Here is a 26,397-nt window from a genome sequence, read left to right as displayed (position 1 = left end):
CGGAACCACGCATGTCGGATCAACCCTTTCCTGCTCTTCGCGTCGAAGATCTCCATAAAAGCTTCGGCTCGCAACAGGTTCTCAAGGGTATCTCGACCGAGGCTCACAAGTCCGATGTCATCTCCATTATCGGCTCGTCGGGTTCTGGCAAGAGCACCTTCCTCAGATGCATCAATTTCTTGGAAACGCCCGACCGCGGACGTATTGCCGTCAATGGCGAGGAAGTCGCGCTGAAACCCGGCCGCGGTGGGCGGCTGCATCCGCAGAGCTGGCGGCAGATCGAGCGGCTACGGACGGGGCTTGGGATGGTCTTTCAGAGCTTCAATCTGTGGGCTCATAGAACCGTGCTGGAAAACGTCATCGAGGCGCCGATGCATGTCCTGGGCGTTCCTCGCCGGGAGGCGATCGAAAAGGCCGAAGTCCTGCTCCACAAGGTTGGGCTCTTCGATAAGCGCGATGCCTATCCCGCCTTCCTCTCCGGTGGCCAGCAGCAGCGCGCGGCGATCGCGCGGGCGCTCTGCATCGATCCTGCCGTCATGCTGTTCGACGAGCCGACATCGGCGCTCGATCCGGAGCTGGTCGGCGAGGTCCTCAAAGTCATCCGCGATCTCGCGGAAGAAGGCCGCACCATGCTGATCGTCACGCATGAAATGCGCTTCGCCCGAGATGTCTCCAGCCGCGTTCTCTTCCTGCATCAGGGGCTGATCGAGGAGGAAGGCCCGCCCGAGCAAGTCTTCGGCTCGCCCGTCAGCGCCCGCTGCCGGGAATTTGCCCGTCTCAGCGCCCACTGATGCGCATCCATCATCGACAGCACACGAACCAGGAGAATCCTGCGAATGAAACTGCTTCCCATGCTTTTCGCCGGCGCGGCCCTTGCGCTTTCCGCCGCCACCGCGCAGGCCGAAGTCCGCTTCGGCGTCATGAACGAATCCTATCCGCCCTTCTTCGCCAAGGACGCCTCAGGTGCGTGGCACGGATGGGAAATCGATCTGATGAACGCCGTCTGCGAAGAGATGAAGGAGAAATGCTCGATCGTCGACATTTCCTGGGATGGTCTCATTCCGGCACTCCAGAGCAAGAAGTTCGACGTGATCTGGTCGTCGATGTCGAACACCGCAGAACGCTCGAAGGTGATCGACTTCACCGACAAGTATTACAACACGCCGAGCACCTTGATCGGCCCCAAGGACCAGAAGCCGGGCGCCACCGCCGAAGACGTCAAGGGCAAGACCATCGGCATCCAAGTGTCGACGATCCAGTCTGAATATTACAAGAAGTATTTTGCAGACTCGGCCGAGGAGAAGACCTACCAGACCCTCGACGAGGCTTTCCAGGATCTGGCCTCCGGCCGTATCGACTACGTCTTCGGTGATTCCCTGGCGCTCGATGCGTTCCTCAAAAGCGACGGCGGCAAGGATTGCTGCGCCAAGATGGGAGACGTCGCCGACGACAAGGAAATTCTTGGAGCCGGCGTTTCGGGCGGCTTGCGCAAGGAAGATACAGAGCTGAAAGCCAAGCTGAATACTGCGATCGCCGCGATTCGGGCCAACGGCCAGTACGACGCCATCACCAAGAAGTACTTCGACTTCGATATCTACGGCGCGAAGTAAGCGGCCCGGAAGATGGCGACCACGCAACAAGGCATTCTGGACCTGCTGTCTCCCTACCCTCCGGGATGGGGCGGTGTTCTTTTGGCAGGTGCGGTCTCCACGGTCGCCATCTCGGCCTGCGCCTTCGCGGTCGGCGTTTTGCTCGGCACGGGCGGCGCGCTCGGAAAACTTTCCGGCAACCGCGTACTTCGCCTGTTGCTCGATCTCTACACCACGGTCATTCGCGCGGTTCCCGAGCTGATCCTGATAGTCGGGCTTTATTATGCCGGCACCGACGGCCTCAACCGGCTGCTGGCGGCATTGGAACTGCCGCCGATCGATGTGAACGGCTTTGTCGCGGCCGTCGCCGTGCTCGGCTTCGTTCAGGGCGCCTATATGACGGAGGTGCTGCGCGGTGCGATTCTCGCCATTCCCACGGGTCAGATCGAGGCGGCCAAGGCCTTCGGCATGAGGCCTGCGCTGCGGTTTCGCCGCGTCCTGTTGCCAGCGCTCTTGCCGAACGCGCTGCCGGGGCTTGCCAATCTGTGGATGTCGATCACCAAGGACAGCGCGCTGGTCGCGGTCGTCGGCTACCAGGAACTGGCGCTCGCCACCCGCCTCGCCGGGGCAAGCACCAAACACTATTTCGTGTTTTTCCTCGCTTCCGCCTTTCTCTACCTCGCCATCACGCTCGTCTCCAACGTCGCCTTCAAGCTAATCGAAGGGCGGGTGCGGCGAGGGCAGCCGCGCCTTGCCTGAAGAAAGCGCTCCATGAGTTTCACCTGGATTTCCTCCTACTGGCCGCTTCTTCTGACCGGCGCCTGGCAGACCGTGTCACTGCTCGTCATCTCCGTGGCGTTCGGCTTCGTGATCGCCGTCGGACTCGCCTTCGCGCAGGTCAGCGGTGGCAGGCTGACGCGGCTGCTGGCCCGCGGCTATTGCACCTTCTTCCGCGGCACGCCGCTGCTGATCCAGCTGTGGCTTCTCTATTACGGCGTCGGCTCGCTGCTGCCTATGGTCCCCGGCATCCGCCAGAGCCTCTTCTGGCCGATCCTGCGCGAAGGCTTCTTTTTCGCCGCCGTAAGCTTCACGCTGAACTATGCGGCCTATGAGGCGGAGGTTTTGCGCGGTGCTCTGCTTGCCGTGCCCAAGGGCGAGCTTGAAGCGGGCCAGGCCTTCGGCCTGTCGCCCTGGAAGCTGATCCGCCGCATCTGGCTGCCGCGCGCCATCCGCATTGCCCTGCCGACCATTGCCGGAGAGATCGTCATGCAGCTCAAGGCGACGCCGCTCGCCTTCACGGTCACGGTGATGGATCTCTACGCCGTGGCCAGCAAGGTCCGTCAGGACACGCTGCTGGTCTACGAACCGCTGCTCGTCGTCACCCTCTTCTATCTCGCCCTGACCGCAGTCATTGCCCGCGTCTTTCGAGGTCTCGAAGCGCAGGTGCCGGTTCGTCGTTAGGCCGATCAGAAAGAGCTGTCGGAGCGATCAACGCACACCTCACACCTTTGTAACGAAAAGCCGACTGCTGGTGACGGCGCGGCGCCCAAATGGAGACCTCTTCATGAGCACGATGCGAATTCTTGACGGCGGCATGAGTCGCGAGCTGATGCGGCTAGGCGCCGAGTTGAAACAGCCGGAATGGTCAGCCCTGGCGCTGATCAATTCGCCGGATATCGTCCGCGAGGTGCACAAGGAGTTCATCGCCGCCGGTTCGCAGGTCATTACGACAAACAGCTATGCGCTCGTGCCGTTCCATATCGGCGAGGAGCGGTTTCAGAAGGAGGGGCCGGCACTGATCCGTCTCGCTGGTCGCCTGGCGCGCGAAGCGGCCGATGCCGTTGCCGATCGCAAGGTGCTGGTCGCCGGCTCGCTGCCGCCGATCTTCGGTTCCTACGAGCCGCAGAATTTCCGGCCTGCGCGGGTGCAGGACTATCTCAAAGTGCTGGTCGAAAACCTCGATCCCTTCGTCGACATATGGCTCGGCGAGACCTTGAGCCTGATCGCCGAGGGCGAGGCCGTCCGCGAGGCGGTGGCGGCATCGGGCAAGCCGTTCTGGATTTCCTTCACATTGGCGGATGACGAGGCAGATATCGAAAGTAGCGAACCGAGGCTTCGCTCCGGCGACAGCGTCGAGGCGGCCGCGTCCTGGGCGATATCATCCGGCGCGGAGGGCTTCCTATTCAATTGCAGCAAGCCCGAGGTCATGCAGGTAGCGGTGGAGACGGCAGCAAGGGTGTTCCGAAAGACAGACGCCCAGATCGAAATCGGCGTTTATGCCAATGCTTTTGAAGGAGACCAGGGTGAATCGGCTGCCAATGAGGGCCTGCACGAGACGCGCGACGACCTGAACGACGACGCCTATTCGCGTTTTGCCTGCTCGTGGGCCGAAGCCGGCGCCACGATCATTGGCGGCTGCTGCGGCATCGGCGCTGCCCATATCCACCGCCTTGGCAAGACGCTCCTACGCTAGTGCCGGGGGAGCGGCGGTTCGCCATGCAGGCGCGCCGCCACCTCATTCTTACGCAATTCCGAACGGAAATCCGCTTCGCACTTTTCCTGGAATGGCTCTGGTGGGGACAAATCAGCGTCACGTCAAACCGTACTTCCGGATTTTGTCGTGCAGGGTCGCCTTTGGCACCAGCAAATACTCACTGGCTCGAGCCAAGCTGTTGCCATTGCGGCTGAGAGCGTCGGCAATTAGAGCTCGCTCGAAGTCTTCAACGGTTCTTGCCAAGGGCCGGGGGGACGGATCGGTTGCCCCGCCGAATGGCGGGAAGCCCGCTGCTATGCCGAGCACGCAGCGTTCGGCGACATTGCGCAACTCGCGCACGTTGCCGGGCCAATTGTAAGCGAGCAATCGCTGGGTTCGTTCGACGTCCGGCGCAAGTTCACCGCGCTCGTGACGCGATGCTGCCTCCAGAGCAAACTGCTCGAAGAGGAGGCCTATATCCTCGCGCCGTTCGCGCAATGGCGGCAAAGGCAGCGTGGCGACATTCAGTCGATAATAGAGGTCCGCCCGGAACTCTCCCTTTTCGGCAAGCGTTGCCAGGTCGACTTTAGTGGCCCCAATGACACGGCAATCGACGGTGATCGGGCTGTTCGATCCAAGACGTTCGAGCGTGCGTTCTTGCAGAACTCGAAGCAGTTTGACCTGCATGGCCATCGGCATGCTCTCGATCTCGTCGAGAAACAGCGTTCCGCCATTGGCATACTCGATTTTGCCTATCCGGCGTTTGGCGGCACCGGTGAAGGCACCAGGCTCATGGCCGAATATTTCGCTGTCGAAAAGGTTCTCAGGGACACCACCGCAATTAATGGCAACAAAATTGCCGTTCCGCCTTGCGCTAGCATCATGCAGGCAGCGCGCCGCGAGCTCCTTGCCGGTCCCTGTCTCGCCCTGGATCAACACGTCGGCTGCGCTATTGCCGAGTTCGCCGATCAGATAGCGTACGCGCTCGATGGCCGAGGATTGTCCGATGATCCGGCTAGCCGTCGCTTGCCTGTTTTCCAGTTGCGCGCGCAGCGCGCGCACCTCCAACGTCAGCTTGCGTTTCTCAAGCGCCCGACGCACGACTTCAACGAAGTAGTCGGGCGAGAACGGCTTTTCGATGAAGTCGTGGGCTCCGTCCTTCATCGCCTGGACTGCCAGCGAAACGTCGCCATGTCCGGTCATCAGCACAACCGGTATGTCAGGGTCCTTTTGCAAAAAATCATGCATGAGCGCCATTCCGTTATCGCCCGGCAGGCGGATGTCGGTGACGACAACACCTGGAAAATCCGCGCGAACGAACCGGCGGGCGTTCTCAGCGCTGTCTACCGCCACGACCTCCATGCCTTCGAGCTCGAGCGTCTGCCGGCACCCGAGGCGGACGTTCGGCTCGTCCTCGACGATCAGGACCTTGAGGTTGTCGTCCATGGCGTTTCTCCGATACCGGCTGCGGGAAGAGTGACGACGAAGACGGCGCCGCCTTCGGGATGGTTCGCCCCCGTCAGCGTTCCACCGAAATGGTGCACGATTTCCGACGAAATGGCTAAGCCGAGCCCCAGGCCCCTATTGCTTTCCTTCGTCGTGAAAAACGGTTCGAAGAGGTGCTCGCGCACATGCTCCGGCAGCCCAGGCCCATCATCATGAACCTCGATGACGATGCGCGCATGCTCGCGCCGGCCGCGCAGACGCAGCGTCCGTGACGGTCTGTTGTCGATCGCGTCCAGTGCATTGGCTATGAGGTTGACCATGACCTGCTCCAGGCGGTTGGCATCACACAGAGCCGTTGCCTGACCGGCCTCGACCTCGATGGATACGGCAACGTTCGCGTGGCGCAGGCGCTGGTCCAAAAGGAACAAGGCGTTGTCGAGCGCGCGTCGGACATCGACCGGATCTGCCGTGCCAGAGGACTTGCGGGCGAAGGACTTGAGCTGGTTGGTGACAGTGCCGAGCCCGTCGACGATGCTGCCGATGCGATCGAGATTGTCTTCGGCTGTCGCGAGATCACCCCGTCGGAGGAACTTGATCGCATTGCCGGAGAGCGTGCGCAGTGCCGCCAGTGGCTGGTTTATTTCATGAGCGAGGCCGGCGGAAATCTGGCCGATCGTTGCCAGCTTGGCGGCATGGACGAGCTCATCCTGCGCCGCGCGCAACGTCCGTGTCCGCTCATCTACCTTGCGTTCCAATTCGTCGTGGGCGCGTTGCAACGCCTCGCGTGCCCGCAACCGATCATGCAGATGCTGTCGCCGCTGGTTGAGGAGCATCAGCACGATGCCAATGAAAGCGCTGGCAACTGCTGCAAGGGCAGCGCGTGTCCAGGCAATCGCATTGATCCCGCTGACGGGGGAGAGCACCGTCAGCGACCAGCCGGTGTCGCCCATCGGGGCGGTCTGCGCCAGGAAATTGCCTGACAGCTTGGAGCTGCCGTCAACGTCCGCCGGCGGCGCGAGCCGTACGCGGACGGCATTTTCGCCGAAAGCCTGCTCGCGCGTCAGACCGAGCGAAGGAAGCGGACGGGCGTTGTATTGAAGACTGCGCTCCAACCGCCGTCGTTCCGCATCAGGCAGCGGACGCAGCGTCGTGAATTTCCAAGACGGTACGGACGCGAGGATGACGACACCATTCTGATCAGTGACGATGACGGGCACTTCGACGGTCGCCCAGGATTGCTCCAACTGTTCAAGGCTGACCTTGACCACGGCTACGCCCTCAACCTCGCCGTCCGCGAGCAAAGGCGACGAGAGATAGTAACCGGGCTCGCCGCGGGTGATGCCGATGCCGAAAAGTCGGCCGGGCCGACGTCGCATGGCGTCGGTGAAGTAGGAGCGGTAGGAAAGGTCCTCTCCGATAAAACTGTCCGGCCGGTTCCAATTGCTGGCGGCGGTCACTTGTCCGCGACGGTCCAGCAAGTAGATCGAGAGCGTGCCTGCACGCTGGTTGAGCTGTTCGAGATAGCGGTTGACGGTGTCGGTGATTGGTTTTCCATGGGCAACCAGATCGATGACATCCCTCTCCAGCCCGAGTGTGGCGGGGAAGTAGGCATATTTGTCGATCTGCCTGTTCAGGCTGGTGGCGTAGAGTTCGAGACGCTGGGTTCCCGTTCTTTGGAGCTCCGCCAGTCCCAGATTCTCGTTGATGCGGAGCACGAAAACACCGACGGTAAGCGCGACCGCGAGGAGGCCGGGCAGCAGCAAACCATATTTACGAACGAGCGAGGCGATAGACATGGGAGCAATGGGTAGCGGACGCACATGTCCGTAACGGCGTTGTTGATCCGGCTCCCTACCACATCGAGAAAAGACGGGCGAGCATGCGGTTGTCCGCCCGTCTCCCCAAGGAGAAAGCGGGCGGACGATCTTGGATGTCCTATTCGGCCGCAACCAGCCGTTCGCGCAGGCGCTTTTCCGCTTCGTCCTCGTCCGGGATTTCAAGCGCGTTTTCCCACTTGGCGACGACCGTGGTGGCGATCGCATTGCCGAGCACGTTGGTCGCGGTCCGTCCCATGTCAAGAAAGTGGTCGATGCCCATGATCAGGAGCACACCTGCCTCAGGAAGATTGAACATCGGGAGCACAGCGGCAACGACGACCAATGCGGAGCGCGGTACCCCCGCGATGCCCTTGCTCGAAACCATGAGCACGAGCAACATGACGATCTGCTGCTCCAACGTGAGCGGCAGGCCGTATGCCTGGGAGATGAACAGAGCCGCGAAGGCCGTATAGATCATCGAGCCATCGAGGTTGAAGGAATAGCCGAGCGGCAGTACGAAGCCGATGACGCGCTCTTTGACGCCGAAGTCTTCCAGTTTCTCCATCACGCGCGGATAGGCCGCTTCGCTGGAAGCGGTCGAAAAGCCGACGAGCATTGGCTGGCGCACTTCCCGGACCAGACGGAATACGCTTTTACCGAGCACCAGAAAGCCGGCACCGATCAGCACGGCCCAGAGCACGACGAGCGTCGCATAGAAGCTGCCGACGAACTTGCCGTAGACCATCAGGATGCCGAGGCCCTGGACGGTGACGACGTTGGCGACCGCGGTAAAGACGCCGAGCGGTGCGAAACGCATCACATAGTCCGTCACCTTCAGCATCACCGGGACGGCGCCTTCGATGACTTCGATCAGAGCGCGGGCCTTCGTGTCCTTCAGACTACCGAGAGCAAGACCGAAGAACACCGAGAAGACCAGGATCTGGAGGATCTCGTTGTTCGCCATCGCCTCGAAGATGTTGCGCGGGAATACGTGGGTGATGAAGTCCTTGAGATTGAGCGACGACGTCTTCAGGTCGGCCGAGGCCGAGACATCGGGAAGCGCCACGCCGACATTGGCGCCGGGCTGGAAAAGGTTTGCGAAGACGAGGCCGATCGCCAGCGACGCGAGCGACGCCATCAGGAACCAGCCAAGTGCCTTGCCGCCGATGCGCCCGACAGTGCGGGCGTCGCCCATGCCGGCCATGCCGGCGACGAGCGTGGTGAAAATCAGCGGCGCGATGATCATCTTGATCAGCCGCAGGAAAATGTCGGTCACCATTGCAAAATAGCCGGCGATGTCCTTGGCCGCGGCCGGGCTGCCCGACAATACGTTGCAGCCATAGCCGACGACGACCCCGAGGATCATTGCGATGACGATCCAGGTCGTCTGCTTGTTTATCTTCATGATAATCTCCTTCCTCCCTCCGCCCGGCCCGTCCGGGCGGATTTTCAGTCAATCGTTGAGTGGTTCAGGCGCGCGCTGTAATCGGGCGCGGTTTTGTCAGCGCCTCGGGGCGCAAGGCTTCGGCAAGCGCTTCCGCCGTCATCAGACCGCGCGCTTCCACGAGCTCGGCGACACCTCTTCCGGTCCGGTGCGCTTCCGCTGCGACCTCGGTCGCATTGGCGTAGCCTATGATCGGGTTGAGCGCGGTGACGATGCCGATCGATCCCAGCACGCTTGCCTCCAGGCGCTCGCGGTTTGCGGTGATGCCGTCAACGCACTTGTCGGCGAGGATCAGGCACCCCTGGCTAAGGTGACCGATGCTCTTGAAGAGGCTGTGGGCGATGATCGGTTCGAAGGCGTTTAGCTGCAGCTGGCCTGCCTCTGCGGCGAAGGTTACGGTCAGGTCGTTGCCGATGACTTCGAAGGCGATTTGGTTCACGAGTTCCGGGATAACCGGATTGACCTTGCCCGGCATAATCGAGGAGCCGGCCTGGCGCGGCGGCAGGTTGATTTCGCCGAAGCCCGCTCGCGGGCCGCTGGAGAGCAAACGAAGGTCATTGCAAACCTTAGAAAGCTTGACGGCCACACGTTTCAAAACACCTGAAAGCTGGACAAAGCTGCCGCAATCCTGTGTGGCTTCGATGAGATTGGGCGCCGTGATCACCGGCACGCCACTGATTTCCGCCACGAGGCGGCAAACCAGAGACGCGTAGTCGGGATGGGCTGTGATGCCCGTGCCGATGGCAGTGGCGCCGAGGTTGATCTCGCGGATAAGCAGTGCGGCCTCACGGAGCCGCTGCTCGTCTTCGCCCAGCATCACCGCATAGGTGGAGAACTCCTGACCCAGCGTCATCGGCACCGCGTCCTGCAGCTGAGTGCGGCCCATCTTGAGGATGTCGTGGAACTCGCCTGCCTTGCGCTCGAACGCCGCCCGGAGATAGGCCATCGCATCGATCAACCGAGAAATGCCGTTGTAAGTCGCAAGCTTAAGCGCGGTCGGATAGACGTCGTTGGTCGATTGGCCAAGGTTGACGTGTTCGTTTGGATGAAGGTGCCGGTAGTCGCCGCGGACGCGCCCCAAAACCTCGAGCGCCCGGTTGGCAATCACCTCATTGGCGTTCATGTTGGTGGAGGTGCCGGCACCACCCTGGATGACATCCACGACGAACTGATCGTTGAGCGCACCGGCTGCGATTTCCCGGCAGGCGGCAACAATCGCCTCGGCCCGCTCGGCATCCAGTTGCCCCAGCTGCAGATTGGCCCGCGCTGCGGCCATCTTGATCTGTGCGAGCGCGCGGATCAGGTCCGGATAATGGGAAATCGGAATGCCGGTCACCGCGAAGTTTTCGACGGCACGCAGGGTGTGAACACCGTAATAGGCATCCATAGGGACCTCACGATCCCCGAGCAAGTCATGCTCTGTACGGCTTAAGTCAACTGTCATCGGGCGCTTCGCTCCTCTCCGTCCACCCGCTGTCGAGCGAGTACTACCTGAAGAGAGCAACACGCGTGCCAATTGGGCCCGGCGAGAGAGTCGGCGCTAAGCCGTTGAAATCAAACTATCCTGTTTGCCCTGTCGTGCGATCAAATTCGGATTTCCGGATGGAGCGTGGCGAACGCGTTCGGAAATCCGAATGATCCAAGCGCATTGACGCGAAACTTACTGTTGATCCTTGCGCACGCGGAATCTTCCGCCTCCGTTGGACGGCAATTATCACAGGTGAGCCCCATACGGCTTTTGAGAAATCCTGGCTGATAAGGACGTTGCCGACGCTGCCGAGCGAGCGTCCCAGGCACGAGTGAGCATGGAGATCGCATTCGAAGAATGCGATGGTCACTGATTTCGATCAGTCTCTTGAGGCTTGCGATGGTGTGGCAGCACATCAGGCGGAGGCGGCGACCGAAGATGGAACAAAGGCCACTCACCGGTTTGCATTGGAATACGATGCTCCGCCTGAGTAGTCAGCGTGAGGCTGGCAGGCGAGGCTCAGTAGTGTGAAATCAGCTGCATCGGCAATTCTACGACCAGTCTGTGCCTCGACCCGTTGAAGCCGTTGGTAAAGCGTGTTTGCGTGGATTGATAGCGCTTTTGCAGTGCGGGCAACAGACTTGCCTTCGTAAACATAGCGCGCCAGGGTTTCGTATAAGATGCGATGTCGCGGATCCTCAAGGGGTTCAAGCTCTGCCGAGGCTTCTCGCGGGACGGGCAGTCAATCCGACAATGGCCTCGAACGGCGATCCCTCGAGCGGGGGCGGGTGAAGGCCAGCGGCGCCATCGGAGTTAATCGATATGAGGATCATGTGCGCAGTCGGATCCGACTAGCTGTCAGCCAACGTGACGCGCCGGTGTCCGAGTTCCCCTCGATACACTATGCGATCCAGCCCCTTCATGAAGATCTCGGAGTCTGAACCCTCGCGAACAATGCGTTCATTCTTGGCCCAATTCAACGTCCTGGGCATAACCGTTACAGTGTTGGTCTAATTCGGAGCCAATTGCTTGGCGCCACCGATCGGAACTCGATCAATACGAGGTTTCGGCCCTGCGGTAAGACGCATTTTGCAGGTGCAGCCCACCGGGCTGCATAAGACTCCGGAGTCCCCGGTGCAGACCTTGTCGTTCATAGCTTTGCAGTCGGCGCCGTCCCAAGTGCCTGTGCACGTGCACTGGTTGGTATTCACATCGCAGCTGAAGCCAAGCGACGATCCCTGCAGTTTTCGCGTGGCGGCTTCCGATGGATCGTGCATCAGAACAGCCACGAATAGCACTAAAACGACCTTCTTCATTTTTCCCTCCCCGTCGCGGTCGGATCTGCATCGACCGACCTGAATAGACATGTTATGTTAGCAAACATGAATATTCATGGATAGCGGGGGCGACTGCGAAGAAATGCACAGACAACGGCATGTTTACGTGCACTGCAGTCGATGTAAGTGGAACCAATAGACAGGTCTGCATTGACAATAAATGGTCGCTCGCGGGCCGCAGATACGTCTCAGGCGCGTTCCTTCCAAGGAAGAATGCGCCGGCGCCATCTGTGAGCGGCTTCGAAATTCGTGATGACTTCGAGGGACGCGGGCAATGAAGATGATCATTCTTTTCGCAGCGCTAGCGCTCACGGCAACGGCCGCACAAGCGGCGAGCAGATTGGGTGGGTCCCAGAGTTCAAACTTCTCCTGCGACGTCAACAGCGGCTATTGCCGCGGGCGCGTGAGCTCTGGATCAGGCGGCGCCGACGCTTCTTCAACAAGGCATTGGCGCGGCTGATCTTTATCGACGAGACGTCGACCAATACGAAGCTGACCAAGCGCTGCGGCTGGTCACCAAAAGGGCAGCGCTATCGCACCCACGCCCCCTTCGGCTCGTGGAAGACGCAGACCTTCATCGCCGGCCTGAGGTCGCATGAGATGGTTGCGCCCTTTATCGTCAATGCGCCGATGAACCGGCGCATCTTCGAGACCTGGATCGAAACGCAACTCACGCCGACGCTGTCGCCCGGCGATGTCGTCATTCTCGACAACGTCGGCTTCCACAAAAGCCAGCGAGCCGAGCAGATGGCCAAGGCGAAAGGCGCATGGCTTCTCTTCCTGCCACCCTATTCACCCGACCTCAACCCGATCGAGATGGCCTTCTCCAAGCTCAAGGCGCTGTTGCGCAAGCGGGCCGCGCGCAGTTTCGACACTATCGCCGATGCCCTCGGCGACATCTGCAATCTCTTCTCCGTTACAGAATGCAGAAACTACTTCAATGCGGCCGGATATGAGGCCGATTAAATGCGACACGCTTTAGCTGATCTCTTAATAGAAAAGTTGAGGCGGGCAGCCGCTGTCTACCCGAAAGCCCTACGGTCCCCACTTCTTCATGGCGATGCTTTCCCGTTGCAGTGCCCTCGTGATTTGATCGCCGCAGGGAAGTCCCGACCGCCTGTCCAACGCCGCTACAACACCCCGCCGCCGACGCCCCATCGCGTGCGGCCAAATTCATGGCTAAGATTCCCATCGGCAGCAAGGTAGGTTTGCCGCTCGCACGCTCTTCAAAAGCGCGTAGACTGTCTCGGCAAGCAGATTTACCCCTGGGAGAGGAGATCAGCCATGCATCACTTCAATAGTTTTGATTTTCCCATCCATCCTGACGAACTGGCGATGCTTGAAGACGTGCTCCACAAGGCGCTGGAGGAGCGCAACCTATCGGTCGGCAGCAAGGAGGCGGAGGAACTCGCCAAGAGGATTATCGTGCTTCACCAGACCGGCCACCAGGACCCGGCCCAGATTTGGGAGATGATGAGGACAATCTGACGAGCGACGGATCCCAGAAAGCAGCCGTCGACTGTTCCATTGTTCGTGACCGGCTTTGGTACTATATTCTTATGGTTCGATCGAGGGCGCCGGCACCCCTCATTAGATCGTTCGCTTTGAGCGCGCTTGGCCCAAACAAGCGCGCTTTCGCATTTCTGCGACGCTTTTGCGAAATTACCCTTCCTTCTCCACCTTCGCTCCGAACCACCGCATAAACAGCGCCTCGGAACCGCGCGGCCGACGATGAACGGCCTATTGCGCGCGCTGCACCTCCAAAGGTTTCCGTTTACCACGGTCACGCTGGAACCGACCGCTGTCGCAAGGCTCCAAAAGCCAGATACTACCACGCTTCTCGCTACGGCGTTGGTCATCGCGTTTGAAATCTCGTTTCGTGCGATGCTCCAGTGCCCGGGCGGATTATTGTCGAAGACGATGGTCCACGGAAATGGCCTTGGCTGATCGGCGGGATTGGCGTTGCCGGGGATAGCCGGGTTTCCGACCTCATCCGTAGCGCCGACTGGCGGATTGTTGGTTGTTAGGAAGTCCACTTTGAGGAAGCATTGGGCGGCCGGCATCCCCTGACGAGCGCTGCATCGCTTGGGAAGTGGAAGAATGTCAGCGCGGGTGGTGCCCGTTGACGCCGAAAATTCCGGGAACGATACGAGCCCGATTGCTTTACTGACATTGGCCGGCAATCAACTGCGCTGTGTGTTTCTGACGCAGGCTGTCTCAGGTCCCGTTGACGGAAAAAGTAGACGTCCCGACTGGCCCGATCCCCGCGGCTTTGGACTAGGGATTCGGTCCTGCCTGCCGCCGCGATGTTCGCTTCGCCCATCGTCGGAATGCGTCGCCTTCAGCGGGCAGCCCACTTGCACGCACAGGCTTCTCTTGAACGCCTACGAGCCCTACGCGCAAGCGCAGGCCTACGTGATGCCGCGTCGCCGCCACGTTATAAGTTCTTGGCAAAAACTTATAACATTGACAGCCAGCAAGACCGTTATAAGCTGTTGGCAGAACCTTATAACCGTGATTGAGATGAGCGAAGACGACTTGTATGGCGCGCCTCAGGGAGATCGCCGCACTTGCCGGCGCTTTCAAAAGGACAATGCCAATGATGAGAGAGATTGACATCAGCTATCGGACAATGTTCGCGGAACTTACGCAGCGTACGCTCGATGGTCAGTTTCTGGCGGACTTTCCGATGGAGGGATGGTTCGTGACCGTGACCGTCAAAGAGCGCAATTACTGGTATTTCGACCTCCCAACTGGCGACGGTAAATACAAGCGAAGCTATGTCGGCCCAGAAAGCGACGAAGAGATCGCGGCACGGGTGAAGGCCCACAAGGAGATCAAGGACGATCTCCGGGAGCGCAGACGCATGGTGAGCACGCTGCGTCGCGCCGGCCTCCCCGGTCCCGACACCTTCGCGGGTGACATCACAAAGGCGCTTGCCGACGCCGGATTGTTCCGGCTGCGTGCGGTCCTGATAGGGTCAGTGGCATTCAGCACCTATGCGGGGATGCTCGGCGTTCGTCTCCCTTCGTCGGCCATGCAGACAGGCGACGCGGACTTCGCGCAGGACTTCGCGATTTCCGCCGGCGTGCAGGACAGCCTTCCCCCAATTCTGGATATCCTCCAGTCCGTCGATCCCGACTTCCGGGCCGTACCGCATCAGGCGGACAAAGCGAAAATCGTCGCCTTCCAGAATGGCCGGGGCTACCGGGTGGAGTTCCTGACGGGAAACCGGGGGTCGGACGAATACACAGGCAAGCCGTCGCCCATGCCTGCCCTCGGCGGCGCGTCGGCGGAAAACCTGCGGTTCCTGGACTTCCTGATCTACGAGCCCGTCAGAACGGTACTCCTCTTCCGGGAAGGCGTGAACGTCCTAGTCCCCGCTCCCGAGCGGTATGCCGTCCATAAGCTCATAGTGGCCTCAAGACGGCTCACGGACACCCTCGGACGCGTGAAATCGGACAAAGACCTGACACAGGCCTCGTTACTATTCGAGGCCCTCGTGGAGACGCGCCACGAATACGAACTGGCCGATGCCTGGCAAGAGGCATGGGATCGTGGAGATTCGTGGAAGGAAGGGCTTTGCGTCGGCCTCTTGAGGCTGCCTGCCAAAGGCGTGAAGGCGCTCGGTAAAGCGCTGGGATCGAAGATGCCCGATTTAGAGAAGTTGAGACCAGATGATCATTCAAAATGACTTCCCCGGCGTCGCAAGGTCCGCGTGGACGCCGTATCGAGCAGGAAGCGTTAGAGGATATAAAGAACGATTCCACCAAATCAGCATTTTTCGGTGAACAAGGTTCCTGACGATACATGGCCTTTATCAACCAAAGACAGCAATAGTCTTGCTGTCTAGGGATTGCCGTGCGATTCTTCGGGCATGATCCGGGGGAGATGAGAATGTCGGAAACGATGCTTGCAGCGCTAACCAACATTCGGACCGCGGAAGATATGATCGTGGCGTTTCGCGATGAGGAGCAGTGTCGGCGATTGCTGGAAAGCATGGTATGGCCGGCCGGAAGAGTTTGCCCTGCCTGTGGTTACAAGCGCTCGATCGCAATCGCCGGGCGCGATATGGGCAAGCGGCGTGCGCGTCCGGGTCTCTATCAATGCTCCAGCGGCGATTGTCGCTTCCAGTTTACGGTGACGACACACACGCCGCTGCATTCCACAAAGCTTCCTCTGAGTGTCTGGCTGAAGGGCATGTGGCTTATTCTGCAGTCGGATAAAGGTTTGTCCTCGGCGCGCCTGGCCGAGGCTCTGGGCGTGAGTCAACCGACGGCCTGGCGGATGGGACACGCGCTGCGTCTCATGGCGGCGCGCGAGCGCATGCTCGATGGCACGGTGGAGATCGACCATTTCTATCTCGGTGGGCGAGCGAGAGTAAATCCGGATGATCCACCGCCTGGACGAGGCCGAAAAGTCTACCGAACACCCAGAAGACGCCTGTCATGGTGATCGTGCAGCGACCAGATGACGTCACACCCGGCACTCCGGCCGGTGACGCGCGTGCTGCGGTGGTAACGGGTCTTTCGCTCCGCGCAGCGGCGCGCACCGCCGAAGCGCAGATCGATCCCGCCGCCTATTTGATGAGCGATGAGGCGTCAGCGTTCATGGCCCTTGGCGAGAACTATACCAGGCATGATACCGTGAAGCATTCCAGCCGCGAATACGTTCGTGACGACGTTCATGTCAATTCGGTCGAAGGTTTCAATTCCCGCGTCCGCCGCACAATTGCCGGCGTCTTTCATCATATCAGCCCGCAGCACGCCGACCTGTATTTCCACGAGATCGGTTTCCGATGGTCACAGCGCATTGTGACGGGCCAGGTGGTGCGGAAAACCCGAAATGGCAGGGAACGCATGAAAACCATGTGGTCGCGGGTGCCGCCGGCGCTGCAATTGCTGCAGGTCTTCCGCGCTGCTACCGGTCGCCAAATGCGCAGAAGTCTGGACGGCGGGATTATCGTCAAATCAGCAGTAGCTGTCTTTGGTTGATAAAGGCCGCGTTACCGACGATACATTATGCGATCCACAATCGGGTTCAAATGAGCATTTGGTACCGGGGGACGGCCTTGTGACGTTCATTAGAGGTGTCCAATGAGACGCGGGTTCCCTGAAGCTGTTGAGGTCTGTCGTTTCATTTAAGTGCGACCAGTCCTATAATCCGGCGGGTTTAGGCCGAAACAATGGACCGCAAGCTTTCCGCCATTCTGGCTGCTGATGTCGTGGGCTATTCCGCGCTGATGGAACGCGACGAGGCTGGCACGTTCGAGCGACTTCGCGCCCGGCGCCAGGAACTGTTTGAGCCGGAGATTGCCCGTCATCACGGCCAGATTTTCAAGCTTATAGGCGACGGGATGCTCGCCGAATTTGGTAGCGTGGTCGACGCCGTGGAATGCGCCGCCTCGCTGCAGCGCGGGCTGGCGGAACGGAATGCCGCCGTTCCCGGGGACCAGCGGATCCAGGTCAGGATTGGGATCAATCTCGGCGAGGTGATCGTCGAGGGCGAGGACCGGTATGGCGAGGGCGTCAATGTCGCAGCCAGGCTACAGCAACTGGCAGACCCGGGCGGCATCTGTGTCTCGGGAAAGGTCGCTCGGGAGGTTGAAAAGAAGCTGGCTTTCGGCTTCGAGCCGATGGGCGAGCAGAAGGTGAAGAATATCGCCGAACCGGTGCAGGCCTTCCGCGTCCTCCTTGAGGGACAAGCCCGACGCCAACCAGCGCGGCCATCGCCTGAGCGCTGGGTTTGGGCAGCAGCAGTGTTGCCACTCCTTATTCTGGTTTTGGCCGGGACGATCTGGCATTTCTGGCCAGCTGCGACAGTAAGCGGCAAGCCGTTGGTAGCGGTGCTGCCGTTCGACAACTATGGCGGCGATGCGGCCACCGGACGCCTCGCCGATGGACTCACTGAGGACATAATCACGGATCTGGCGGGGTTCCCTGAATTCCAGGTGATCGCCCGTAACTCGACGGAACAATACCGGGACAGACCGGTCACGCCGAATGAAGTGGGCGAGGCGCTCGGCGCAGGATTTGTGGTCGAGGGTTCGATCCAGCGTCAGTCGGACCGCGTAAGAATTACGGCGCAACTCGTCGACGCCAGAACGGGCAAACATCTCTGGTCGCATCGCTGGGACCGGCCAGACGATGACTTGTTCGCAATCCAGATCGAAATCTCCGCGCAGATTTCGAACCGCCTCGGCGGCGGCGCAGGTTTGGTCCAGGAGGCAGGCCGCATCACCGCCCATAGAAAGCCGCCCGAGAATCTCAACGCCTACGAACTCTATCTGCTCGGAACCGAAAAGCTCGAGCAAGTCAATCAGGCGGATGCCGAGGAGGCCGTCAGGCTGCTGACCCGCGCAGTCGAACTGGACCCCGGCCTTGCCCGCGCCTGGGTCGAACTGAGCCATTCCCATGGTGTCTTGATCGGTTTTGGGGTTGATCCCGACAAGAACCGGGCTCTCTCTGCAGCGGCTGCCGAGCGGGCCGTCCAGCTCGACCCGAGTGATGCCGAGGCGCATGCTGTCTATGCCACGATTTTAGGTGACAGAGGCGAGTTCGAACGCGCCAAGGCAGAGTTCGATACCGCACTGCGCCTCGCGCCCGGTCAGTTCGAAGTTCTGACTTTCTATATCGATTGGGCCTCGACCTCCGGCGAGCCTGAGCGCACCGCGGAACTGGTCGACAAGGCGGTCAGTCTCAATCCCGGTTTCCCGATGTGGAGTGCCAGGATTTTCACTCATGCCTACTTCATGGCTGGCCGGTATGAGGATGCCCTGCGGATGCTGGGTCGCTTGACACCGGAAAACTATGCAAGGAAACACTGGGTGATGCGTTCTGGCGCGCTTGCAGCTCTTGGCCGAACTGAGGAGGCGAAGGTCGCGGTAACGGACGCACTGAGGAGGTTTCCCAATTTGAGTGTCGAGGGATTTGTCAATATTCCCGGATTCAACGAAGCGGAGCGCCAGCGGTTGATCGAAACCATGCGGCTGGTCGGCTTTCCTGATTGCGCCAAGGCGGAAGAACTCGCGGAGATCAAAAGGCCCTTGCGCCTGCCGGAGTGTGCTACGCAGTAAAAACGGCGGCCGGCGAGCTCGATATGGGCTGGCGTCGCCGAGACCGTCCCCGCCGTGTAAAGAAGGACTTCCCTATCTCCTGATTGCCTGTCTTACCGAGGTGGACGTCGCCCTGTTCGAGGGCTGCCATGCTCATCGTTGCCGCGCGGGACACTAAAAAAACGAAGAAGGGGCCGCAGGTGATTAGATCACGAATTCCTCCTCGTACGTCTGTGGCTCGGGAACGACCGTAACCTCTACCGGAACGATCCAATTGGCCGCGTAGCTCTCGCAGTCGGAACGCGGGAGGTCGGGCTGCACACACCCCGACCCATCGATCGCGCGACATCGCAGTATATATCGCCCCACTTCTTCAGGGGTCCACGTGTACTCCCACAAGCGCCATGCAATGGGATTTTCTGTTTCGAGGAGCCTTCCCTCGCGCCAGCCCCTGCCATCTCCGGTGCAGACCTGCACCTGCCGGCCTCTCCGCTCCAGGCGGCTCCGAAAATCCGGTACGGTCGGCCGGCGATGAGCCGCGCCCCCTGTACGGGACGCGCGATCTGCGCTTTGACCGCCATCTCCGCAAGGGGGACCAGCCTGGGTTCCCCGAGGCTGCGCTCCCAACGGACATAGTCGCGCGCCTGCCAGTAGCCAAGGAACGGTTGCTCCACAAACGTGATATGCGTAATCCACTTGACCCACGCCATGCCGAACCAGCCACCTATGACTGCGCGTAGCGGGTAGCCGTGATCGCGCGTCGACGGCTCCTCGTTCATCGAATAGGCAAGGATCGTGCTGTCAGCGATGGCCTTCTCAAGCGGTAAACTGCGCGCAAAAGCGATGGGGCCGGGAGAAGCCGTTTTCTTGTTCGTGTCGACGACACCGCTGTCTGCGCCTACGAGCAGAACCTCATGTGCTGTTCGCTTAACGCCCGCCATTTCTAGAATCTCGCGCAGAAGAACTGTCCACACGGCATTGCCGACGGCTCCATTCTGCCACTGCAACCCCTCCTTCGGCGGCACTTAGTAGACGCGCCCGTTCCCTGCGCACTCGACGACGGCGGTGAAAGTCGTGCTCCGCATCGCCTTGATGCTGTCGAGGTCAAGTTCGATCGGCCGCTCTACCGCCCCGCCAACGCGCAATCTCCAGTCTCGCGCATCGAGGTCCGGCGATGGGAAATGGTTTCTCACGAAAAAAAGCTCGGTTGGGATCAGCCAGTCGGAGAGTGACGCAAACGGAAACTCGATGTTCTGTGGGGATTTCTGTCGAACGATTAGACTGGGTTGCGCTGGTGTCGGCATCGTCCTCGTCTCCCCTTCCAAGAGCACAATGTCGGCACTCGGTCGCGCGGATTCCGGTACGATCACACCCCCTCGCAGTGCGTCTGTCGCGTTCCGTCTTCGGCCCCATTCTAGCACATACCGCACGTCCCTCGGATCGGCCTCGAACGGCAGCAAAGGGGCCGAATGCTGCTATAGGCTCACGTCTCTTTCGCTCCCGCTTGTCGTTCAGGCACTACCGCTGGCGAAGACCAGCAACATGTTGTTGGTAGGCATCTCGATCGTCTCGCAGAGATTAAGTCCAGCGGCCTCACCCACTTGCTCAAGATCAGCGATATCACGCACACCCCAGGACGGGTTGCGCTCCTTTAGAGCCGCGTCGAAAGCAGCGTTCGAGGGGGCGTTGTGCGCCCCGTCGCGCATGAATGGGCCGTAGAAAAGGAGAAGCCCACCAGCGTGAAGCAAACGGCCAGCTCCTGCGAACAATCCTAAGCTTGCCGCCCATGGCGCGATATGGATCATATTGATCGACACGATGGCGTCAAAATGCCCCGTTTGTTCGACGCCCCAGTGTCCTGAACACACATCAATATCCCGCGGTGCCAGCACATTCTTCAGCCCTGCGAATTCGATCCAACTGGACGTGCTGGTGCGGGCGTCGGCATCCGGATCGCTCGGCTGCCAGGTGAGGTGGGGCATTGCTCCCGCAAAACACACGGCGTGCTCGCCGGTCCCGCATCCAATTTCCAGCACGGCGCCACGTGTTGGAAGGAGACGTTTCAGGACCGCGAGGATCGGCGCCGAATTTCGCTCAGCGGAAGGTGAGAACAAGCGCTTGTCGGCGCTTATGTCGCGCTGTTCCAGCGCAACAGGCGAACGGTCCTTCTTCTCTGGGGGCATTGGCCTTGAATCCCCTTTGTGCGATGTCTCCCACCCTATAGCTGAAATCGTGGGACTGAAACCAAGGATTTCGGACTTACGAAGGGGGTCGTCGGCGCGTACGTTCGGCCGAGGGCGACCGAACGTACACTTCGCGTCAGATCACACCCCCGCCAGGCTCAAGGTCTACTTTCGAAAATTGGCGCCCGGAAACCGACCGACGGCTTTCGGCCCCAATTGCGACGCCGGACTTGTAACGACCAAGAATCCGTTCTTCCGTTCTTCCCGCGGGGGCGTTCAGATCAAATCCAGCAACGCGAACTCTCCATCAGCCTGAGCCCGCCGGAAGCCGGCCACATGCCGCTCAGTCCGGATGTCTCCGATCCTTCGCCTTGAACGGATTCGAACCCGTTGCCAGGTGTATTGGGAAGCTTGCGAACTCCATCCTTACCACTCCCAATTAACGCGCGCTCGGGGATAAGCGCCCCGAAGCGCTTGCCGCCAGCGCTGGTAGATGCTCCATTGGGTTTGGCAGCAACCAGGCGGAGAAACGACGATGACAGACGAGGAAAGAGACCGGACGATTGCCGAAATGTGCGGCAAGATCGAAAGCCTCCAATTCCTGTTAAAGGTTGTCATCGCCACGCTACCGGAAGATCATCGAAATTACATCCTACTGCGCCTTTCCGAGTTCTCTCGCTATACGGAAGACGAGGCAGCAAGAAAGGACACAGACCCTGCGCGAGATTCGGCGGCTGCAGTTTTCGATACTACCGAATACTTCGATATCCGCGTCGAAGAAGAAGTCGAAGTTTTCGCGGTCCGCAACGAAACTTACACACTTAAGTGAACGCAGCGCTGCGTATTTCCAATCCGTACCGGCCCCGCCGTGGCGGCGCGAAACAGGAAAACGCTAGCGCAGTCACGACGGGTCCCGTGCATCACGGTTCCCTGCCTCGGTCAGTCCTAGCTATCTGCAAGAGGAACCTGTGACAGAGAAAGTCCTGACAAAGCCGGAAATGACGGCATTGTGGAAGGCTCTGCTAAGCCCCGGTCGTGCGGCAAAGATTGGGGCTACTGAGCTGGCGCTGAAGATCCATCGCGAAAAGTGGGCTTCGTCCGCCGACGTCATGGACCTGCTGTATCTGATGGATGACCGTCTCGACGAGCTCAGGTATCAGTTTGACGTCGAACGATGGTGTACGCTTTTCGACATCCCCCAAGAAACGGTTTTCAGCAGGCCGCGCAACCGAAGAGGCTCAGCTTACGGACACCAGAGCTTATCGGCGGCCAACGTTGCGGCTTTACTAATCCAGCTGCAGCGGCTCGGTTTCAGGGTTCGACCACACGAATTGGTCAATCTTGAAATGTCTCGCATCGAGCGCGAGCCGCAGGTCTCTTCATCGGAGCTGACTGTCTATTGTTATCCCGTCTCAGAACACAAAATGCCGCCGGTCACGTTCCCGACTGAGGATTGCTGGCGCGCGGTGAGGCGTTACCGATCGGTCAAAACCGACACTGGGTACAAGCTGACCGGGTCGCTCGACGAGAACAGTGAGCCAGTGCATGTGGAGATCAAGGCGCCGAAGTATCGGGAAGCACGGCTTCCAAAACGGGCAACTTGTGAGGGGTGCGGGTACCAGTGGATGAAAGGTGACCCGGAGTCCAGCGCGTCACATCGGCGGGAACATAAAAAGAGAATGAGGTATCTCGAGCCCGGTTATCATCCGAAGCTTGACGGCGTCGAGATTACAGACGGACACGTCTTCGTCAATTTCGCCTCGCCGAAATGGATGCACTCTGAGATGTATTCGCGCGCTTTGGCATTCAATCGTGAGTTTCACTACGACTTCGTTCAATGGGATTACGTCAATCCGCAAAGCGATATGATGGGACAGGGGTTCCTTTTTGTTGATGAAGAGAGACGCCTCGTCGGTGCTTGTGCGTTCCGGCTCCGGGAAGGTGATGGCAAGTCCTGGTGGGGCTTGCAGTGGATTTGGTTTGCGCCGGTACACCGCAGGACAGGATTATTAGCTCGCCGCTGGCCGGCCCTGCGTCAACGCTTCGGCCGCTTTCATGTAGAGGGCCCTGTCTCTCCGGAAATGCGAGCATTCCTGATTAAAGCAGGCGATGCTGATCTGATGGAGTATGGAAACGTGGAAGAGATCTGACATCGTCGTCGCCTGCCGATCCACAACATTCTCTTATACCTGCTCGCTGCATCCCACCGAACAAGCTATGGTTGTTGCGCGGGAATCGGGGGGAGCGATGTACATCGAGAAGGCCAAGATCAAGAACTTCAAATGTTTTGAAGGTTGGTTCGAGATCGATTTCAACAAGGGCGTCAACATTATCGTCGGCAACAACGAGGCCGGAAAATCCACGCTTTTGGAAGCAATCCATCTGTGCCTCACTGGCATGCTGAATGGGAAATATCTGCGCAACGAGCTGTCGCCGTACCTCTTCAACCGGAACGCTGAGCAGGCCTATCTGAAAAGCATCGGCACGAAAGTACCACTGCCCCCGCCCGACATTCAGATCGAACTATTCCTTGGGGGCGATGACGATGTGTTGGAAGACCTGCGCGGAAACAAGAACTCTGAAAAGAACGACAAAGCATGCGGTCTGCTTTTCACGATTGAGTTCGATACCAAATACGATGGTTCCTATACGCAGCTGCTGAAAACCAAGGAAATCGCCTCTATCCCGTTGGAATTTTACCATGTCCAATGGTGGGAATTCTCCCGCCAACCTGCGACGGCTCGCGGAATCCCCATCAAGTCCGCGATGATCGATTCAACAAGCACCCGAGTTCAGAGCGGCTCGGATATGTATATCGCTCGTATCGTCAGAGAGTTCCTGGACGAGAAAGAACGCGTTGCGATATCGCAGGCGCACCGAAGGCTCAAAGACGCTTTCAAAGGCGATGGCAATGTTAACGCCATCAACAAGAGGCTGGCAGAAGCGGCTAAGATCAGCCGGAAAAACGTTAGCATCTCGGTTGATATGTCGTCCCACAATGCGTGGGAAAACAGCCTCATGACCTATATCGAGGACGTTCCGTTCCACTACATTGGCAAAGGCGAGCAATGTATCGTCAAGACGCGGCTTGCCCTGAGCAGTAAGAAGAACAGCGAAGCGACCGTCCTACTCGTCGAGGAGCCGGAAAACCACCTATCGCATTCCAAGCTGAACCAACTCATTAGTGATATTAGCACTGACAACAGCGGCAAGCAGGTCATCATAACCACACATAGCAGCTTCGTCGCGAACAAGCTCGGACTGGCCCACCTCATATTGCTACGCGATGCGCGGGTCACGCGGATCAAGGACCTCGAGGCCAGCGAATTCTTCCACAAGCTACCCGGTTACAACACCCTGCGCCTGATACTCTCCCAGAAATCGATCCTCGTCGAAGGTGATTGCGACGAGCTGATTGTCCAGCGCGCCTACATGGATGCCAACAAAGGGCGCTTGCCGATTGATGACGAGATCGATGTCATCTCGGTGGGGACCGCATTCCTGCGTTTCCTTGAACTGGCTAAGGCATTGAAAATCCCCGTGGCCGTCGCAACGGACAACGACGGCAATATCGACAGGCTAAAAACGAAATATGCTGGGTTCGATGGCGTTGCACATATCAAGATTTGCTATGACCCCAAGATCGATAAGGGCGATCTGGTCATTGGAGATAAGGCGTTCAATTACAATACACTGGAGCCGAAGCTGCTGAAGGCGAACGGCGTAGACGCGCTCAACAAGCTTTTTGGCACCGATTACACACTCGATGACCTCCATCGCTACATGCTGCGAAAGAAGACCGATTGCGCACTAGCGATCTTCTCGTCGCCTACCAGCATCACCTATCCGAAATATATACTGGACGCGATCGCCGAATGATCGGGCCGAACAAGCTGGTCATCGCCGCCGCTGGTTCGGGGAAAACCACCTACCTGGTCCGGCAGGCTCTTGCCGCTGGGCCCAAACGCGTCCTGATTACCACCTACACTGAATCGAACGAAGAGGAGATCCGGCGCAAATTCGTCGAGATCCATGGCTCGGTTCCAGGCAACGTGCGCATCCAGACATGGTTTAGTCTGCTGATCGAGCATGGCATCAAACCATTTCAGGGAAAGCTCTTTGATTGGGATGTAACCGGAATGCTGCTCGACTCGAAGCGGTCAGGATTGCGGTATAGGACCAAGGCAGGGTTCCCCGTCTATTGGGGAGAAGCCGAGTTCCAGCGCTATTATTTCGATCGGCGCAACCGCCTCTACTCCGACAAATTGGCGAAGCTGGTCATCCGCTGCGACAAGGCATCAGCCGGCGCAGTTTTCGAGCGTTTTTCGCGGATCTATCCGTACATCTTTGTGGATGAAGTGCAGGATCTTGCCGGCCACGATCTCGATGTCCTGATGGCGTTGTTCAAGAGCCCCTCCAATATCGTTCTGGTAGGAGACCCGCGGCAGGTCACCTACCTCACCCACAACGAAGCTCGCCATGGGAAATACAGAAATGGCGGGATAGAGAGCTTCATTCGCGATACGCTACCAAAGAAGCTCGTGTGCGATATCGATGTGACCAGCCTGGCCACATCGCACCGAAACAGTGCGGCGATATGTGCATTGTCGTCCAAGCTATATCCTGCCATGACGGCGACTGGTGCATGTGACTGCGCAGATTGCCGCCAACCGGTGCCCGAAGATGCCGGACTTTACATCGTCAGTCGCAAGGATCTACCTCGCTATCTCGGAACCGGCCGCCCGGTGCAACTCCGCTGGGCTTCCAACGTGAGGGTCGCATCCGCCGATCTGCCTACCCTCACTTTCGGGCGCTCCAAAGGGCTTGGGTTCGACCGCGTGGTTGTCTACCCCACACAAGATATGATGTCGTGGCTCAGAGACCCGCAATTCAAACTAGAGGCCGAGACTCGTGCCAAATTCTATGTTGCGTTGACGCGTGCCCGACATGTGATCGCCGTTGTCGCCGATCTCCCAGAGGGTCAAGAGATCCCCGGATTCTCGACCTTTCAGTAGGGTTCTGGGAACAGCCGTCCCAGGAGTTGTTACGTTTCAGCCATATCAACCGGTGTCGCCAACCTCGAATCCGGCGAAGCGCTCGAGGGTGAGATACTAAGACAGTTGGTCATCGCTATCTTCAGGTGCGTCGGCTTCCGTGCCAGACTGGGCGAAGCCGCACATCCGCATAAACTCCCAAGCTTGCAACCAGTTGTTGACATTGTTGATTTTCAGTACCGACAGGTCGTCGCCCCAGCCACCCGCCGCCTCGATCGCGAAGCGTTCGTTGAGATAGCTTGTATAGGCCTCGCGCAGCATTCCTGTCGGCCGGAAACCGAAATTGTGGGTGTAGACTACCTCACTGCTAGTTTCGACTATGCTCCCCCAGTAAGGCGTCTCGAGCTCTCCACCCGTGTGGTGCGCTAAGCAATCTTTCACGGCTCGCTGCGCGATCCGCACCACACGGCCGTCGAATGCCATTTCCGGCATTTCGAAAAACTCGCTGCGTTTATCTGAGTCGATTTGCGCCGTAATTGCGTTCGCTCGCTCGGCAACCGCCACCCTGAATGGATTCAGGGCGCAGATGAAA

Annotated in this window: 20 protein-coding genes and 2 pseudogenes; 14 read left to right on the top strand and 8 right to left on the bottom strand. The window is 59.2% G+C overall.

Features of this window, described 5'->3' with window-relative positions; genetic code table 11:
• The first annotated feature begins 11 nt into the window (after positions 1–11).
• The 5 genes from BBX50_RS12585 to BBX50_RS12565 all read left to right on the top strand — a co-directional run bounded on the left by BBX50_RS12585 (position 12) and on the right by BBX50_RS12565 (position 4,062).
• Complete coding sequence (locus tag BBX50_RS12585; protein ID WP_065775664.1) at positions 12–791, top strand: ATP-binding cassette domain-containing protein; 780 nt, start codon at positions 12–14, stop codon at positions 789–791.
• Positions 792–836: 45 nt separating this feature from the next.
• The gene (locus BBX50_RS12580; RefSeq protein ID WP_065775663.1) at positions 837–1,610 is read left to right on the top strand and encodes a transporter substrate-binding domain-containing protein; all 774 of its coding nucleotides are present in this window, start codon (positions 837–839) and stop codon (positions 1,608–1,610) included.
• Between the two features lie 12 nt (positions 1,611–1,622).
• Positions 1,623–2,348 carry an ABC transporter permease subunit gene (locus tag BBX50_RS12575; RefSeq protein ID WP_065775662.1) on the top strand — a complete coding sequence of 242 codons (726 nt, stop codon included), beginning with the start codon at positions 1,623–1,625 and terminating at the stop codon, positions 2,346–2,348.
• A gap of 12 nt (positions 2,349–2,360) precedes the next feature.
• Positions 2,361–3,050 carry an ABC transporter permease gene (locus BBX50_RS12570; RefSeq protein WP_065775661.1) on the top strand — a complete coding sequence of 230 codons (690 nt, stop codon included), beginning with the start codon at positions 2,361–2,363 and terminating at the stop codon, positions 3,048–3,050.
• Positions 3,051–3,153: 103 nt separating this feature from the next.
• Entirely contained in the window at positions 3,154–4,062 is a 909-nt protein-coding gene (locus BBX50_RS12565; protein WP_065775660.1) for a homocysteine S-methyltransferase family protein, read from the top strand.
• 117 nt (positions 4,063–4,179) lie between these two features.
• On the opposite strand, the gene BBX50_RS12560 is transcribed toward BBX50_RS12565, so the two are convergent.
• From BBX50_RS12560 to BBX50_RS29860, 5 genes are all read right to left on the bottom strand, one after another.
• On the bottom strand, positions 4,180–5,508 hold the full coding sequence (locus BBX50_RS12560; protein WP_065775659.1) for a sigma-54 dependent transcriptional regulator: 1,329 nt from the start codon (positions 5,506–5,508) through the stop codon (positions 4,180–4,182).
• A complete protein-coding gene (locus BBX50_RS12555) occupies positions 5,484–7,304 on the bottom strand; it encodes an ATP-binding protein (RefSeq protein ID WP_065775658.1) in 1,821 nt (606 codons plus the stop codon). Before BBX50_RS12555 ends, BBX50_RS12560 begins: the two co-directional genes overlap by 25 nt.
• Before the next feature lie 139 nt (positions 7,305–7,443).
• Entirely contained in the window at positions 7,444–8,730 is a 1,287-nt protein-coding gene (locus BBX50_RS12550) for a dicarboxylate/amino acid:cation symporter (protein ID WP_065775657.1), read from the bottom strand.
• A gap of 64 nt (positions 8,731–8,794) precedes the next feature.
• On the bottom strand, positions 8,795–10,213 hold the full coding sequence (gene aspA / locus BBX50_RS12545) for an aspartate ammonia-lyase (protein WP_065775656.1): 1,419 nt from the start codon (positions 10,211–10,213) through the stop codon (positions 8,795–8,797).
• Positions 10,214–11,247: 1,034 nt separating this feature from the next.
• Positions 11,248–11,553: a hypothetical protein gene (locus tag BBX50_RS29860; RefSeq protein WP_139108288.1), complete on the bottom strand. Its 306-nt coding sequence runs from the start codon at positions 11,551–11,553 to the stop codon at positions 11,248–11,250.
• A 411-nt stretch (positions 11,554–11,964) separates the two neighbouring features.
• On the opposite strand from BBX50_RS29860, the gene BBX50_RS12540 reads away from it, so the two are divergent.
• The 5 genes and pseudogenes from BBX50_RS12540 to BBX50_RS12515 all read left to right on the top strand — a co-directional run bounded on the left by BBX50_RS12540 (position 11,965) and on the right by BBX50_RS12515 (position 18,649).
• Positions 11,965–12,540, top strand: coding sequence for an IS630 family transposase (locus BBX50_RS12540; protein WP_244513141.1), 576 nt, complete (start codon positions 11,965–11,967; stop codon positions 12,538–12,540).
• 318 nt (positions 12,541–12,858) lie between these two features.
• The gene (locus BBX50_RS12535; protein WP_065775655.1) at positions 12,859–13,062 is read left to right on the top strand and encodes a hypothetical protein; all 204 of its coding nucleotides are present in this window, start codon (positions 12,859–12,861) and stop codon (positions 13,060–13,062) included.
• Positions 13,063–14,173: 1,111 nt separating this feature from the next.
• Entirely contained in the window at positions 14,174–15,268 is a 1,095-nt protein-coding gene (locus tag BBX50_RS12525) for a GSU2403 family nucleotidyltransferase fold protein (RefSeq protein ID WP_065775675.1), read from the top strand.
• A gap of 203 nt (positions 15,269–15,471) precedes the next feature.
• Positions 15,472–16,568, top strand: a pseudogene (locus tag BBX50_RS12520) (IS1595 family transposase).
• 191 nt (positions 16,569–16,759) lie between these two features.
• On the top strand, positions 16,760–18,649 hold the full coding sequence (locus BBX50_RS12515) for an adenylate/guanylate cyclase domain-containing protein (RefSeq protein WP_065775653.1): 1,890 nt from the start codon (positions 16,760–16,762) through the stop codon (positions 18,647–18,649).
• Between the two features lie 236 nt (positions 18,650–18,885).
• Here the strand turns inward: BBX50_RS12515 and BBX50_RS12510 are convergent.
• Together BBX50_RS12510 and BBX50_RS12505 are read right to left on the bottom strand one after the other, a co-directional pair.
• Positions 18,886–19,932, bottom strand: a pseudogene (locus tag BBX50_RS12510) (molybdopterin-dependent oxidoreductase).
• A 207-nt stretch (positions 19,933–20,139) separates the two neighbouring features.
• On the bottom strand, positions 20,140–20,811 hold the full coding sequence (locus tag BBX50_RS12505; RefSeq protein ID WP_065775652.1) for a DUF938 domain-containing protein: 672 nt from the start codon (positions 20,809–20,811) through the stop codon (positions 20,140–20,142).
• Positions 20,812–21,346: 535 nt separating this feature from the next.
• Between BBX50_RS12505 and BBX50_RS12500 the strand changes: the two genes are divergently transcribed.
• From BBX50_RS12500 to BBX50_RS12485, 4 genes are all read left to right on the top strand, one after another.
• Positions 21,347–21,640: a hypothetical protein gene (locus BBX50_RS12500; protein WP_065775651.1), complete on the top strand. Its 294-nt coding sequence runs from the start codon at positions 21,347–21,349 to the stop codon at positions 21,638–21,640.
• A 139-nt stretch (positions 21,641–21,779) separates the two neighbouring features.
• Positions 21,780–22,961, top strand: coding sequence for a hypothetical protein (locus tag BBX50_RS12495; RefSeq protein ID WP_065788390.1), 1,182 nt, complete (start codon positions 21,780–21,782; stop codon positions 22,959–22,961).
• Between the two features lie 97 nt (positions 22,962–23,058).
• Positions 23,059–24,690 carry an AAA family ATPase gene (locus tag BBX50_RS12490; RefSeq protein ID WP_065775649.1) on the top strand — a complete coding sequence of 544 codons (1,632 nt, stop codon included), beginning with the start codon at positions 23,059–23,061 and terminating at the stop codon, positions 24,688–24,690.
• Positions 24,687–25,826, top strand: a complete 1,140-nt coding sequence (locus tag BBX50_RS12485) for a UvrD-helicase domain-containing protein (RefSeq protein ID WP_065775648.1) — start codon at positions 24,687–24,689, stop codon at positions 25,824–25,826. Before BBX50_RS12490 ends, BBX50_RS12485 begins: the two co-directional genes overlap by 4 nt.
• Before the next feature lie 96 nt (positions 25,827–25,922).
• Here the strand turns inward: BBX50_RS12485 and BBX50_RS30730 are convergent, their stop codons facing one another.
• On the bottom strand, positions 25,923–26,369 hold the full coding sequence (locus BBX50_RS30730) for a hypothetical protein (RefSeq protein ID WP_244515122.1): 447 nt from the start codon (positions 26,367–26,369) through the stop codon (positions 25,923–25,925).
• Positions 26,370–26,397 lie beyond the last annotated feature (28 nt).

The sequence above is a fragment of the Ensifer sp. LC11 genome, from assembly GCF_001695835.1.
GTDB lineage: Bacteria > Pseudomonadota > Alphaproteobacteria > Rhizobiales > Rhizobiaceae > Ensifer.
The sequence above is the reverse complement of the archived record's forward strand: the minus strand, read 5'-3'. Positions and strand labels throughout refer to the sequence as shown.